Source organism: Celeribacter naphthalenivorans, assembly GCF_020524585.1.
Classification (GTDB): Bacteria; Pseudomonadota; Alphaproteobacteria; order Rhodobacterales; family Rhodobacteraceae; genus Celeribacter; species Celeribacter naphthalenivorans.
Map to the genome: position 1 here is coordinate 101,895 of NZ_JAIVLK010000007.1, position 14,657 is coordinate 116,551.

Below are 14,657 nucleotides of genomic sequence, written 5' to 3' on the forward strand. Positions count from 1 at the left end.
GACCTGCGGGTCAGGCAAAAAGGAACAGGGCGCGCCAGAGACTGGCGCGCCCGCAAGGATTAGAACTGCACCTGCATCGTCAGGTAGACATTGCGCCCCGGTTCGTTGACGCGCTCAACGGAGGTGTCATAGCTGTTCGAGCGGTTGAGGTGGGTCGCATAGGACTTGTCAAAAACGTTATCTATTCCTGCCACAAGCGTGACGCTGTCATTCAGCGCATAGGACCCGAACAGATCGAGAGTCGCATAGCCCGGGGTCTCGCCCGCATCGAGTACGGTGTAGATACGATCCTGTTTCGACGCCCAGTTGAGGCGCGCGCCCGCCTGCCAGAGATCGGCATCATAGGTCGCGCTCAGCGTGCCTTGCAGCGGCGGAATTTGTCCCAAAGCACCGCCATCGGTCTTGTTGGCCCCGTAGGTGTAGCTCATATCCCCCGCAAGGATCACCTGTCCGAAGGTCCAGCTGCCGGACAGTTCAACGCCCGCCAGGTCTGCGTCGATATTGCGATAGGTTGTTACCCCGCTCATCGACCCGGGCCACGCGGTTTTCTCCTCAAGAATATAGTCGTTGACCCGGTCGTAAAACACCGTGGCGGTCAGGCTGTAGGTCTCCGTTTGGGTTTCCAGCCCGAAATCGAGCTGGGTGTGTTTTTCCGGGTCAATGTCCGGATTGCCCACATAGGAGGGCACCCCGTTCATGCCACGGGAAAACGCACGCTCGTTTGCGTCGGCGGTGCGCACGGACCGGGACAGGCCGGCGAAAAGCATCGTGCCCGAAGACAGGTGATGTTCGTAGCGGATGAGACCGCCAAAATTGTCCTCGGTTTTATCCTCGGTGAAATCGGTGCCATAGACCATCTGGTAATAATCATTGGCCTTGGTCGAAGACGACCCGACGGCCACATCCGCCTCATCGGCACGCGCTTTGACATGGTCGTAGCGCAGGCCAAGCTTCAGCGTGGAGTGCGCGCTGAGTGTCGTTTCGGTTTCCCCGAAAACCCCAAGCTGCGCAATTGTGACATCAGGCCAGCTGAGCGACGAGGGGCTGTTGAGGTTGATCGGCATGCCGACCATGCTGGAATAGCCAAGCGCACGGCGCGTGTTGGCCTGATAATCCACACCGATCCGGGCGGTGGTCGTCCCGAAATCGAGATGGCCTTCAAGGCTGCCCCCCACGGTATCGGAGGTTGTCGGCGAGAGCATGTTCATCGCCGCAGGGGTGCGCAGGGTATAGTTGTCCATCGTGTGATCGACATTTGAACTGTAGAGCACGCCTTCGATCCGGGTCAGTCGGCTTGCATCAACATCGACACCGCCGCGCAGACGGTAGGTCATGGTTTCGGACAGCGGGCTGTCCATTTGCGTCCCGGCAAATTTGACGTCTTCGGCACGGTCCTTCTCGATGTCGAGTGCAAGATCGACACCGTCATTTGCATAGCCAAAGGTAACGCCCGCACTTTTTTGCGTAAAGCCGCTGCGCACCTCGTTGCCATTGCCGTCTTCGTAATCATCCGAGCTTTTGCGCTCACCGGCAAACTCAGCATAGAAGCCATGGCCCAGATCGGCGGAGACCGTCCCTGCGATACCGTAGCCATTGCCGTTCGAATTCGCGCCAGTGCTCAGAGAGCCGGTGAAGACCTTGCCGGGCGCGAACTCCGGCGCCTCGCGTTCAAGCCGTACTGTGCCGCCAGAACCACCCGGCCCGTTTGTCACGCTGGTGTAGCCTTTTTCGACGATCACCTTGTCGGCACGATAGAACGCCGCGATCGAGGTTGGCGGATCCATTCGGCTTGGACAGCCGCCATAGGTAAAGCCGCCGGCGTCGATCACGTTGAGCTGGTTCTTTTGCATGCCGCGCATGATGATGTCGATGCCATGTGCGCCCATCCGCCGACCAGAAACGCCGGGAACGGAAGACAAAAGCGCGCCACCATCAAGGCCTGCGGGAACCGGCAAGGCTTCGGGGTCGAACGTATAGGTATTGGCCGCTTGCGTTACATTTTGGGCGCCTTCGACGATGATCGTATCGAGCGTTAGAATGTCATCCTGAGCATAGGCCAGGGTCGAGATGGTGCTCATCAAGAGAGCGGTCGCGCCAAGGCGCACCGTTTTTACCGTGTTGTGAGTGGTCATGTGTGTCCCTCTGGGAATGGTATCTGGTCATATGTTTTTGGCCCGGATGTGACCGATAGCGGTGCACATCCGGGAAACAGCCCTTCCGGGCCTGTCATGTGATCAGAGCGTCAGAGGTGGTGCGCGGGGTGTTCGGCTGAAATCGCGGCGGGCAACCAACAGCACATCGGTTGCAGATGGGGTGAATTCTGCCCGTTGTTGCGCCACCGGCAAAATGGGCGTCGCAAGGGCCGACATAAGGAACGCGGCACCGACAACACAGTAAGGACACTCCGCCCCTTTTGTCGTGTCCCCCGATGGCACGTCCCGGATTTCACCAGTCGCCGTGTCAAAGACAAGCGTGGCACCGCTTCCCGGCGTGCTACAAATTTGCAGGAGAACTTCGGTGTCGGAAAGAACGATCCCGTCGCGCGCATCGGGCTGGAAAGCGACTGCGAACTGGACGGACAAAAGAACAGCAAGGCAGGCGGCCCAGACGCCACGCAAAAACCGCTTATTCAGAAACTTGTCCCCCATGGCTTTCGTATGTTCACAAGTTCATGAAAACGCAACTGAAAATTTTCAGATCCATTGCAGCTGTATGTAGAGCGGCAGGCGTGAAAATGTGTTCCTCTTTCAAACTTGGGAAACATTCCGCGCGTGCCTTCACTGAGGGGCAGGAATAGATCGCTTCCCCTATTCATTTCTCAGTGAAAATCCCGGCTTGGAAACAACCGCTTGGCCTGCTCCCTCGGGTGACGCGCACGGGGCGGGTAGCGTGGAGGTCGTGGCGCGTCGTCGGCTTGGGGCTGTGTGACACCGATGGCGTCATCGAGCGGGTGGCCGAGTTCCGAGAGCTTGTGCGACAGGTCTTCGATGTGATCAGCGATGAGGTGGACGACGATGCCTTCGCGCTCCAGCCGTCCGGTGACGCGCAACAGCCGTCCGCCCATGACGATGCGGCGGAAGCGCTCGTAGACCTTGGGCCAGACCACTATGTTTGAGACGCCAGTTTCATCCTCGAGCGTCAGGAAGATCACGCCCGAGGCCGTGCCGGGGCGTTGCCGGGTGATGACGAGACCGCAGACGGTGGTGCGGATGAGGGGCGCTGTTGGCAGGCGGTCGTGCGGCGTCAGGTTTGGGATCGTTGGGCGCAAAAGCTCCATCGGATGGGCGCGCAGCGTCAGCCGCAGGGCAACGTAATCCTCCACCACCTCCTCGCCCAAATGCATGTTGGGGAGGATGACTTCGGGTTCACGAATGCCCTCACCATCGAGCGGATCAGAGAACAACGGCAGCGGTTTCGGGGCGCGGATCGCGCGGACCTGCCATAGCGCATCGCGGCGGGTTAGCCCCATGCCGATGAAGGCGTCCGCCTCGGCCAGCCGCTCAAGCACGGAGGGTGCGACGCCCGCCCGGAGCCAGACGCTTTCCGGGTCTTGGTAGCCATTGCCGCGCGCCGCCGTGATCCAACCGGCGTCTTCCTCGCGAAAGCCCTTGATCTGACGAAACCCGAGGCGCAGCGCCAACGCTCCGTCGGCGCGGCGTTCCAAAAGATTGTCCCAGTCGGAATGGTTGACGCAAACGGGACGCACCTCGATGCCGTGGTCGCGGACATCGCGCACGATCTGCGCCGGGGCGTAGAACCCCATCGGCTGGGAATTCAGCAGAGCACAGGCAAACACCGCCGGGTGATGGCATTTGAGCCAGGACGACACATAGGTCAGCATGGCGAAGGCGGCCGCGTGGCTTTCGGGGAAACCGTAATCGGCAAAGCCCTCAATCTGGCCGAAACAGGCCTCCGCGATCTCTTGGCTGTAGCCATTCCCCATCATGCCGCGCACAAACCTGTCACGGTGCTCGCCGATGGTGCCCATGCGCCGGAAAGAGGCCAGCGAGCGCCGGAGTTTGTCGGCCTCTTCTGCCGAATAGCCCGCGCCGACAACGGCGATCTGCATGGCTTGTTCTTGGAAAAGCGGCACGCCAAGTGTTTTACGCGTGACCTCTTCGAGCGCAGGGCCAAAGGGTTCGGGGGCTTCAAGCTTCTGCCGCCGCCGGATATAAGGTTTGACCATGCCGCCCTGAATGGGGCCGGGCCGGACGATGGCGACCTCGATCACCAGATCGTAAAACGTGGCGGGTTTCATGCGTGGCAGAAAATTCATCTGCGCCCGGCTTTCGACCTGAAACACCCCCACCGCATCGGCGCGTTGCAGCATCTCATAGGTCGCGCGGTCCTCTTGCGGCACGCTGTCGAGGGTGAGGCGGGTCTTCTCATGGGCGTCCAAAAGATCAAAGCTCTTGCGCAGACAGGTGAGCATCCCGAGGCTCAGAATATCGACCTTGAGAATGCCCAAGGCGTCGATGTCATCCTTGTCCCATTCGATCACCGTGCGGTTTTCCATCGCCGCATTCTCGATGGGGCACAGCTCGTCGAGGCGCCCGAGTGTGATGATGAAACCGCCGACATGTTGCGAAAGATGGCGCGGAAAGCCGATGATCTCGCCGATCAGTTCAATGGTCTGCGCCAGCCGCCGGTCCTTGGGGTTGAGGCCCAGTTCTTTCGCCCGCTCCATATCCGCGCCGGAATTGGTCAGCCCCCAAATGTCGCCCGAGAGCCGCGCGGTGAGGTCTTGGGACAGGCCCATGACCTTGCCCACCTCGCGAATGGCGGCGCGGGTCCGGAAATGGATCACGGTGGCGCAGAGACCTGCGCGGTGGCGTCCGTATTTCTCATAGATCCACTGGATCACCTCCTCGCGGCGCTCGTGTTCGAAATCCACGTCAATGTCGGGCGGCTCGCCGCGATGCCGCGAGATGAAGCGTTCAAACACCATGCCGATCATGTCGGGCGACACGTCGGTGATGCCCAGAAGGTAGCAGAGGACCGAATTGGCCGCCGAGCCGCGCCCCTGACAGAGGATGCCACGCGACCGGGCCTCTTGGACAATGTCATGCACGGTGAGGAAATAGGGCGCGTAGTTGAGCTCGCCGATCAGCGACAGTTCCTTGTCCATCAACTGATGCACACGCTCGGTCGCGCCCTCCGGATACCGGCGGCGCAGCCCGTCGCGCGCCAGCCGGACAAGGCGGTCTTGCGGTGCTTCGCCCTCCGACATCTCGTCGGGATATTCGTAACTCAACTCGGAGAGATCAAAGCCGCAGCGCGCGGTGATCTCCAAGGTGCGCTTGAGCGCCGCCGGGTGGTTGCGGTAGAGCCGCGCCATGTCGGCGGCACCTTTGAGGCGACGTTCGGCATTGGGCAGGGCCTTGGTGCCGATCCGGTCAATGGTCAGCCCCTCGCGCAGACAGGTCAGCACATCCGCAAGCCTGCGCCGCCGCCCGTGATGCATGAGGACATCGCCCACCGCCACCATAGGCGTCGAACTCCGCAACGCCAACGCAGCGCAGGCATCTAACCACGCTTGATCGGATCCGTCATAGCGCGGCGCGGCGCCGAGAAAGACGTGACCGGGGTAGCGGCGTTGCAAGCGCTGAAGGGCGGGTTGAGCACGCGTTAGGTCCTTCGGGGGCAAGGCAATGAGGATCATCCCCCGACATCCGGCCTCCAAATCTCTTAGATCGAGATGACACTCGGCCTTCTCCGCCCGGCGCTTACCTAAAGTCAAAAGCCGCGACAGCCGGTGATAGGCCGCACGGTCGGTAGGCAGTGCGAGCCATTCGACAGGGCAATCGCGCAGGACGAGGCGGCTGCCGACGATGAGCTTCGGCAGCTTTGGAGTCAGCGGAACAGGGAAGTCTTGCGGCGCCCCAATCTCTTGTCGTGAACAGGGGTCGACCTGATGCGAGGAGCGCACGCGAAGCTGTGCGGCGACCTCTTCGCGGAGTGTCTTGAGCGCCGAATAGGCCCGCACAACGCCCGCAAGCGTGTTTCGGTCGGTGATCGCGATGGCCTCTAACCCCAGCTCTGCGGCGCGCAGCATCAGCTCCTCGGGATGCGAAGCGCCCGTGAGAAAGGTGAAATTCGAGGTGACGCACAGCTCGGCGTAAGAGGCGGGCTGGGGATGAGTATTTGGGGCACAAAGGAAACTCATGCGAATTCCCCCTGCACGAACCAGCCGGGGTTTTGCGGCGTGTGATAAAGCCAAAGGCGGCGGCCTTCGCGAGTTTCGATCCGCCAGTAATCACGCACACCGGAGCGCCACGCCTCATCCGGCAGCCACCATTCCGGCGCGATGCGTTCGGGGCCGATGGCGCGCCCGGTGGTGAACGACATGCGCCGCCAACGAAACCGCGCGGGCGGTTCGGCGCTATGAGCGGCAATCGGTTCGGGCGAAAACAGGCGCAGGGGGCGCGGGCGCAGGCAGGACCATGCGCTGTCGGGCGTACTGAAGGCGGCGGGCGCGATGGCAAAGCTGCGCTCCGGGATGTGGCTGTCGGAGGGGAGGAAACGTTGAATGTTTTCCAGCCCGATGCGCGTGCCGATCCGGGTGATCAGGTCGTTGAGCTGATCGGGGGAGGTTTGTGCGCTGCCGATCTGTTGCACGGGGAGCGGTTCGACCTGTGTGGCTTCCAGCCGAATCTGATCGATGCCAAAGCCCGCATCCACCTCGCTCACGCCACGCTCGAACAGGGGCAAAATCCGCTGCGGATCGCGCATCGGGGCGGCGAGGCGCAGCTCGACTTGTTGGCTGCCCTGATCGACGCGGCGCAGGGTGAGGGTCAGGCGGCGCGCGCCCATTTCATAGCGGTTGAGCTTGTCACAGAGCGGGGTCAGAAGCCGGGCGGTGAGACCCATCACGTCTTCTGTCAGGCCGATGGGCTCCGGCAGACTCATACGGGTCGCAAAGCTTGGCGGTTCGCTTTCGGGCCTGACCGGTTCGGGGATATGACCCATGGCTTGATCGAGACGCAACAGCAGATCAGGACCAAAGCGACGGGTCAGCGGGGCGCGAGCAGCTTCCGCCAGATCGCCAATGCTGCGCAACCCGAGACGTTGCAGGGCTGTGACAGTGGTGTCCGCAAGGCGGAGCGCGGCCACGGGGAGATCGCTAAGCGCCTCCGTCCCGGTGCCGTAATGCGCAAAGGCCCAAGCAGCACCTCGGGTCTCGGCGCATCCCAGACGGAGCGTCAGGCCCGCCCGCATCGCACGGGCTCGGATATCCGCGAGCATCTCCGCTTCGCCGCCCCAAAGATGCGTCGATCCGGTGACATCCAGCACCAAGCCATCTTCGCCATCGCGCCCCACCCAAGGGCAATAGCGCGTCGCCCATCGGCGCAGCATGGCGAGGAACCGGGCGTCGAGATCGGGGCGCGCGGGCTGGCTGATCAGGTCGGGGCAAAAGGCGCGGGCATCGGCAAAGCTCATGCCGCGCGTCAGGCCCAAGCCTTCGGCGGTCTCGTTGAGGCAATAAATCCGTTCGGTGTTGTTCGACTTGAGCGTGATTGCGAAGGGGCCATCAACCAGACGCGCGCGCAGAACCCGGTCGCTCGCCAACCGGGGAAACCACATGCACACGACGCGTTTTTTGATCCCATCGAACATTCCAGGCCCCAAGTGTTCCCGATTTGTTCTTTTTAATTTCCCATCGCATCAGAGTCGAGTCCTCGCTTTGTGTGTCGAAGATCGAGGCGGCATGCCAACGGGTCTCGGCGGCGTTTGACCCCATGCCTTCGGAAATGATGCAAAGCCCCGTGGTGCCGCCCGCCTTGGCCGCGAGTTGCAACCGTCGCCCCTCGCGCAGGTTCAGCGGGCGGGTGATTTCGATGACGACAAAGGGCAGCGCGCCGTCTTTCAGCGCCTCTTCGGCGACGGCGAGCGCATCGGTCTGATCCTTGGGGCGGGCCAGCAACAGACGTGCCGGGTTGAAGATCGGCAAAAGTCCCTGAGGCATGAGTGTGTCAGACATCCAGCTTTCTCTGATCCAGAGCGCCCCATCCCCGACCGACATCGCCGCAAACCCCATCGCAACAGGACCGCAGACCTCATGGACCCGGGCACGACGCAGGGGAAAGACAGTGTGAAAATCGACTCGCATGAGCGAGAACATAAGGGGAACGATTGCCCCGATCAACGTTCATATTCATCTGCTGGGCCGTCAGTGAAGACGGCTCAGCCATCCACTGCAGGAGTGACTTTCGCGTCCCCTCAGAGATCTCGAAACGGACGTGTGCTATGGCACGAACGACCGCAGTGCCCAACGGGCCTGCCCGTTAGCGGAGGCGCAGCATATCGGGGTTGAGATCAGACACCCGCGTCACGCCCATGAGGCGCATGTCGCGGGTGATCTCGGCGGTCAATTGGGTGAGCATCCTCTCAATTCCCGGCTGACCGGCTGCCGCGAGTGCATAGAGATAGGCGCGGCCCAGGCCCACGGCTTTTGCCCCGAGCGCGAGCGCCTTGAGCACATGGGTGCCGCGTTGAAACCCGCCATCGACCATCACGTCGATCTTGTCCCCGACGGCCTGCACGATCTCGTCGAGCTGATCAAAGCCGGAGCGCGAGCCGTCCAGCTGCCGCCCGCCGTGGTTTGACAAAACGATCCCCCGACACCCGATCTCGACGGCTTTCTTCGCATCCTCGACGCTCATGACGCCTTTGAGACAGAACGGCCCGCCCCACTCGGCGACCATGCGTTCCACATCGTCCCAGTTCATCGACGGATCGAGCATCTCGGTGAAATAGCGCCCGATGGTGAGCGTATCGCCCTTCATGTCGATATGGGCGTCGAGCTGCGGCAGGCTGAATTTTTCGTGGGTGACATAGTTGATCCCCCACATCGGCTTGATCGCGAATTGGATCAAACCCGCGAGTGTCAGGCGGAAGGGGATCGAAAAGCCGGTGCGCAGATCGCGTTCGCGGTTGCCGCCGGTGATGCTGTCGACGGTGAGCATCATGACGTTGATGCCGCTCTCTTTCGCCTTTTGCATCATCGCGGAATTGAGACCGCGATCCTTATGGAAATAGAACTGATAGACCTGCGGCGTGTCGTGTTTCGCGGCAAGCTCGGCCATAGAGACGGTGCCCAGAGACGAGACCCCGAACATCGTGCCGAACTTGGCGGCGGCGGCGGCAGTGGCGCGTTCGCCCTCATGATGGAACAGGCGCTGAAGCGCGGTGGGGGACAGGTAGACCGGCAGGGCGAGCTTTTGGCCCATGATCTCCGTCGACAGATCCACATCGGTCACGCCGCGCAGCACGTTGGGGACGAGATCGACGTGTTCGAAGGCCTCGGTATTGCGGCGCAGGGTCACTTCGTCATCCGCGCCGCCGTCGATATAGTTGAAGATCGGCCCCGGCAGGCGGCGCTCGGCCAAGCGGCGGAAATCGTGGAAGTTGTGACACTCGGTCAGGCGCATGTCTTTTCCTTCTCAACTTGGGCCCGCCACGCGGTGGCGTATTCTGTGAGTGCATCACTCTGCGATGGTGTGACCTTATGGGTGTGTGGCGGGGCGGCGTTCTCGGCGAACAACATGGCGGCGCCAACGGAAGTGCCGGTTGCGGAGGCCGCAATCTCAACCCCGCCTGTGTGCAGCGTGGCGAGCATGTCGAGATACGCGCGATTGCGAGCAAAGGGACCTTCGATGATCACCGGGCCGTCTGCGCCAACGAGATCAAGGCAAGTTTTGGTCATCAGGGCGAGGTAAAACCCGAGCGCGGCCATGCGCACGCCCTGTTCCGCTGGCTCAAAGCGCCAACTGGCCTCACGCCCTCGGAACGGGCCCGATCCCGGCTCGACGGCGGGGAGGAGCATGATGTGTTCCGCGAGCACAGTTGCGCGGTCGACGTCCGTCACCTCTGTGTCGCCGCCCGCGCGGATGATCTCGTATTCGCGCCCGCCCATGAACCGGGCGGAGGGCACGGCCTGACCGAGTGCGTTGACGTTGACGAGCGTATCGCGGTCCGGATCGAGTGCGGTTGACCGCCCGCCCATCGACATGACGATGACCCAAGTGCCCGTGGAGACAACAGAGAACGCCCCTTTGCGCCCAAGCACATGGGGCAGGAGAGAGGCGTTTGAATCGTGAATGCCACAGACGACGGGCGTGTCAGGTGACAGGCCGGTGCGGGCGGCGATGGCGTCGGACACCGTGCCAAGCACATCTGCGGAGGGGTGCGCGGGGGCGAGTTTGTCGGTGAGGCCGAGACGGGCGACAAGGGACGAGAACTTCCCCTCCCACGGGTTCCACAGATCGGTGTGACATCCGAGAGATGTGACATCCGTCGCCATCTGACCGGTCAGACGATAGCCCCAATATTGCGGATAGGTGAGCACATGGGCGACGCGGTCGCGCAGACCCGGATCGGTTTCGAATTGCCAGTACAGCTGCGCGCCCACGTTCAGGCCCATGCCGAGGCGGGGAGACCCGGTCTCGGAAAACGGCGGGCGGATCGCGTCATATGCGAAGGTGAGGCTGTCCGGTCCGTCATACTCATAGTCGAGCATCGGCGCGGCCAGTTCGCCCTCCGCATCTAGCAAGACGGCCGAGGCGCCATGCGTGGTGACGGAAATCGCGTCGATCCCGTGGCTTTCATGGAAGGCCGCGAGGTGGTCGAGAAAGAACGCCCAATGCCCTTCAAGGTCGAAATGCGGCCAGGGCGGCCCCGCCAGAACGGTGTTCGGACGGGTGACGATGGCGATTTCCGTCAGGCTGTCGGCATCGACCAAGGCGAGCTTGGCGTTGGTTTTCCCAACATCGAGAACGGCGATATGGCGCGGCGTGGTCATGGCAGGTGAAACACGGTTTCAAGCGGTTGCTCTTTCGGGCGATTGTCCGGATGGGTCTCCATGATGTCCGCCATATGCGCCCACCAGCGTTTCATCACCGGATGGTCGGGCAGGGCCGCCATGCCGTGATCGTCGCGCCGCCAGAGGACGCCGAACAGGTGACGGGTCTCGGGGTCGTAGTGGATGGAGTAATCCTCGACACCCGCGTCTTTGAGCAGGGTGACCAGCTCCGGCCAGATCTCGTCATGGCGTTTGCGGTATTCGTCCAGACACCCTTCGTTCAGGACCATGCGGAAGGCGTATTTTTCCATTATGTCCTCCGAAGGTTCTGGTAGATGCGCGGCAGGGCGATCACCCCGATCAGCAGCGCGCCGACCACAATGGACATCACGATGCCCGGCACGTTCAAAAGGCCGAGGCCGAAGGTCACGAGGCCCATCACAAAGGCTGCGATCACGACGCCGGGGATCGAGCCGGAGCCGCCGAGGATGCTGACACCGCCAAGCACCACCATGGTCACGACTTCCAACTCCATGCCGGAGGCGATGGAGGGCCGTGTCGATCCGAGGCGCGAGGTGAGACAGACGGAGGCCAGCCCCGACATCAGGCCCGTGAGCAGGAAGAGGATGAACTTCACCCGCTCCACACGGATGCCGGAAAAGGTGGCAGCGGTGGCGTTGTTGCCGATGGCATAGACCGCGCGGCCGAAATTGGTTTTGTGCAGCACGATGCCGTAGATCACCGCGAGGATGGCGAAGATCATCAGCTCGACGGTGATCACCCAGAACACATACCCCTGACCGAACCACGCGAAATCAGAGGGGTAACCACGAAACGCGCCGTCGCCGAGAACGATATAGCTGATGCCGCGAAACAGGCTCATGGTGCCGATGGTCACAACGATGGACGGGAGGCCAAGGCGGGTGACAAGCACACCGTTGAAGGCGCCGCAGAGAAGTCCGGTGACGAGGCCCGTGGCGACAATCGCAGGGGTGCCAAAACCGGCCTGCATCACGAGGCCCATCGCTGTGGAGGCGAGCGCGATGATGGAGGCGACGGAGAGGTCGATCTCACCTGAAATGATCAGCAGTGCCATCGCAAAGGCGATCATCGCCTTTTCCGTGAAGTTGAACGTCGCATCCGACAGGTTCCACGCATTCAGAAAGTAAGGCGAGGCAAAACTGTTGAGGATGAAAATTCCGATGGCCACCAACAACAGCAGGCTTTCCCAGCTTTTGAGCGTCCGCGCGAGCGGCGTCGTCAGCCGGTCGGGAATGTGACGGGCGGCGGTCTTTTGTGTCTCTGCAAGGCTCATTGGGCATGCTCCGCGGATTTGAGAATGACACGGCCTTTTGAGCGGCCAGCACGCGAGTTGAAGGTCACGGCGATGATGATCGCGGCCCCTGAGATGGCGAGTTGCCAGAAGGGGGAGACGTCAATCACCGGCAGGGCGTTCTTGATGATGCCCAAGAACAGCGCGCCCAAGACGGCGCCCGCGACGGTGGCGACTCCACCGGCGATGGAGATGCCGCCGATCACACAGGCTGCAACGACATCAAGCTCGAACCCGCCGGCAATATCGACATAGGCCACGGCGTAACGTGCGACCCAGAGGTAGCCTGTGAGACCGGCCAACATGCCGGAAATCACGAAGGCCAGAAACTGGGTCCGACCGACATTGATGCCGGTGTAGACGGCCGCATGGGGATTGCCGCCGACCGCGAAAAAGGCGCGTCCCAATGTGGTCCGGCTCATGACAAGGCCAAGGATCAGCGTGACGAGAACCGCGATCCAGCCGAGGACCGGCAGGCCGAGGATGTTCTCGCGCGGGAAGGCCTTGAATGCGCTGCTCATCTGGTGCGAGTTCACCCAGCTGCCGTTGGTCAGAAGAAAAATGATGCCGCGAAAAATCGTCATCGTGCCAAGCGTCACCACGATGGGAGGGATCGTCAGTTTCCAGACGAGAAAGCCGTTGATCGCGCCCATGAGCGCGCCAAGCCCGAGCGCCAGCGCGACCAGAACCGGCACCGGCACGCCCGGAAACGCGACGTTGATCAGAGCACAGACCATCCCTGTCAGCGCGAGGTTCGCGGCGACCGAGAGGTCGATGGAGCGGGTCAGGATGACGACCATCTGCCCCAGCGCGAGGATGATCAGCGGCGCGGTGTCGGTGAACACGGCGACGAGGTTCGAGGGGGTCACAAACCCCGGAAAACGGCTCGCGACCAGAGCCAGAAGAAGCAGGATGGCGCCAACAAGGATCGCCTCGCGGGATTTCAGCAGGGTCATGCTGCTTCTCCTTTCGATGAGATACCCGCCGCATGGCGGACGAGGGTTTCGGGGGTCAGATCGTCGCCTTCCAACTCCGCCACCATCCGGCCTTCGCGCATGACGATCACGCGGTCGGACATGCCGAGGATTTCCGGGATTTCAGAGCTGACCATAATGACGGAGAGACCTTCGGAGGCGAGTTCCGACATAAAGTCGTGCACAGCGGCCTTGGACCCGATGTCGATGCCTTTGGTCGGTTCATCGAGAATGATGACGGTCGGCTGCGTGGCGAGCCATTTGGCGATGACCACCTTTTGCTGGTTGCCGCCGGAGAGGCTTCCCACCGTGGTGTCGAGCGAGGCCGCGCGAAGATCAAGCCGTTCCGTGTATTGGCGGGCAAGCGCGAATTCTTCTGCCATCTGGGTGAAGCCGTTTTTGGACAGGCGCGGCAAGGAGGGCAGGGTGACGTTCTGGAAAATCGGCATGTCGAGGATCGCGCCCTGTTTGCCACGATCTTCGGGGACATAGACGATCCCGGCGGCGATGGCGTCGGCAGGCGAGCGGATGACCCGCACTTTGTCGTTCAGCCGGATCGCGCCTTTCGAGGGCCGTGTTACACCGATCAGGCTTTGCATGAATTCCGAGCGCCCCGCGCCCACAAGCCCATAGAACCCGAGGATTTCACCACGGCGCAGGGTAAAGTGGATGTCTTCGAATTCGGTGGGGTGGCTGTAGCCCGCGACGACCAACACATCCTCACCGATCTGAGCGGCGCGTTTCGGGAAAATCTGGTCGACCGAACGCCCGACCATCATTTTCACCAACTCGGCTTCGGTGATGTCCGCCATGTCGCCCGCACCGATATACTGCCCGTCACGAAAGACGGTGTAGCGGTCGGCGATGCGGAAGATTTCGTCGAACTTGTGAGAGATAAACAGGATCGCTTTGCCCTGCGCCTTGAGCGCATCTACAAGCTCGTAAAGCTCTTCGATCTCTTTGCGGCTCAGCGCGGCGGTCGGTTCGTCCATGATCACAACGCGGGCCTCGACAGAGAGGGCGCGCGCGATGGCAACGAGGTGACGCGACGCGATGCCGAGATCCTTGAGGCGCACACCTGCATCGATCTCTGCCCCGATCCCGTCGAGAATGCTCTGGGCTTTCCGGTGCATGGCGGCGCGGTCAATGAGGCCAAAACGCCCTTTGGGGGCATGGCCGAGAAAAATGTTTTCCGCGACAGACAATTCGTCAAACAGCACGGTTTCCTGATGGATCGCGGTCACGCCCGCAGCAGAGGCGTCCTGCGCGGTCGGAAACCGCACCTCTTCGCCGTCCACGAGAATGCGCCCGCCGTCCGGCTGGTAAATCCCCGTGAGCGTTTTCACCACGGTCGATTTGCCCGCGCCGTTTTCCCCGATCAGCGCCGTCACCTGCCCGGCAAAAAGCTCAAGCGTGACGCCGTCGAGCGCTTTGACGCCCGGGAATGTCTTGGTGATGCCGTCAAGCGCGAGCACCGGCGCGGCATGTGTTTGTGCGTGGCCCATGGCTACCCCATTGGCTGTATGTCTGTCGAAAAAGTGGAGTTGGG

11 protein-coding genes are annotated in these 14,657 nt (G+C 61.9%); all 11 read right to left on the minus strand.

Annotated elements, in window-relative coordinates; translation table 11 throughout:
• Window positions 1-59 precede the first annotated feature (59 nt).
• The 11 genes from LC094_RS15685 to LC094_RS15735 all read right to left on the minus strand — a co-directional run bounded on the left by LC094_RS15685 (window position 60) and on the right by LC094_RS15735 (window position 14,613).
• Entirely contained in the window at window positions 60-2,132 is a 2,073-nt protein-coding gene (locus LC094_RS15685) for a TonB-dependent receptor domain-containing protein (protein ID WP_226553738.1), read from the minus strand.
• Between the two features lie 102 nt (window positions 2,133-2,234).
• Window positions 2,235-2,648: a DUF2946 domain-containing protein gene (locus tag LC094_RS15690; protein WP_226553739.1), complete on the minus strand. Its 414-nt coding sequence runs from the start codon at window positions 2,646-2,648 to the stop codon at window positions 2,235-2,237.
• A gap of 170 nt (window positions 2,649-2,818) precedes the next feature.
• Window positions 2,819-6,166 (minus strand): error-prone DNA polymerase, encoded by a 3,348-nt coding sequence (locus tag LC094_RS15695; RefSeq protein ID WP_226553740.1) that lies wholly within the window; start codon window positions 6,164-6,166, stop codon window positions 2,819-2,821.
• Window positions 6,163-7,617 (minus strand): Y-family DNA polymerase, encoded by a 1,455-nt coding sequence (locus LC094_RS15700; RefSeq protein WP_449727670.1) that lies wholly within the window; start codon window positions 7,615-7,617, stop codon window positions 6,163-6,165. Before LC094_RS15700 ends, LC094_RS15695 begins: the two co-directional genes overlap by 4 nt.
• The gene (locus LC094_RS15705; protein WP_319003302.1) at window positions 7,532-7,981 is read right to left on the minus strand and encodes an ImuA family protein; all 450 of its coding nucleotides are present in this window, start codon (window positions 7,979-7,981) and stop codon (window positions 7,532-7,534) included. Before LC094_RS15705 ends, LC094_RS15700 begins: the two co-directional genes overlap by 86 nt.
• Window positions 7,982-8,285: 304 nt before the next feature.
• Complete coding sequence (locus LC094_RS15710; RefSeq protein WP_226553743.1) at window positions 8,286-9,431, minus strand: alpha-hydroxy acid oxidase; 1,146 nt, start codon at window positions 9,429-9,431, stop codon at window positions 8,286-8,288.
• Complete coding sequence (locus LC094_RS15715; RefSeq protein WP_226553744.1) at window positions 9,422-10,801, minus strand: FGGY-family carbohydrate kinase; 1,380 nt, start codon at window positions 10,799-10,801, stop codon at window positions 9,422-9,424. The genes LC094_RS15710 and LC094_RS15715 overlap by 10 nt, the downstream gene beginning before the upstream one ends.
• Window positions 10,798-11,112, minus strand: coding sequence for an L-rhamnose mutarotase (locus LC094_RS15720; protein ID WP_226553745.1), 315 nt, complete (start codon window positions 11,110-11,112; stop codon window positions 10,798-10,800). The genes LC094_RS15715 and LC094_RS15720 overlap by 4 nt, the downstream gene beginning before the upstream one ends.
• Window positions 11,112-12,116 carry an ABC transporter permease gene (locus LC094_RS15725; RefSeq protein WP_226553746.1) on the minus strand — a complete coding sequence of 335 codons (1,005 nt, stop codon included), beginning with the start codon at window positions 12,114-12,116 and terminating at the stop codon, window positions 11,112-11,114. The genes LC094_RS15720 and LC094_RS15725 overlap by 1 nt, the downstream gene beginning before the upstream one ends.
• Window positions 12,113-13,090, minus strand: coding sequence for an ABC transporter permease (locus tag LC094_RS15730; protein WP_226553747.1), 978 nt, complete (start codon window positions 13,088-13,090; stop codon window positions 12,113-12,115). The genes LC094_RS15725 and LC094_RS15730 overlap by 4 nt, the downstream gene beginning before the upstream one ends.
• Window positions 13,087-14,613: a sugar ABC transporter ATP-binding protein gene (locus LC094_RS15735; RefSeq protein ID WP_226553748.1), complete on the minus strand. Its 1,527-nt coding sequence runs from the start codon at window positions 14,611-14,613 to the stop codon at window positions 13,087-13,089. The genes LC094_RS15730 and LC094_RS15735 overlap by 4 nt, the downstream gene beginning before the upstream one ends.
• Window positions 14,614-14,657 lie beyond the last annotated feature (44 nt).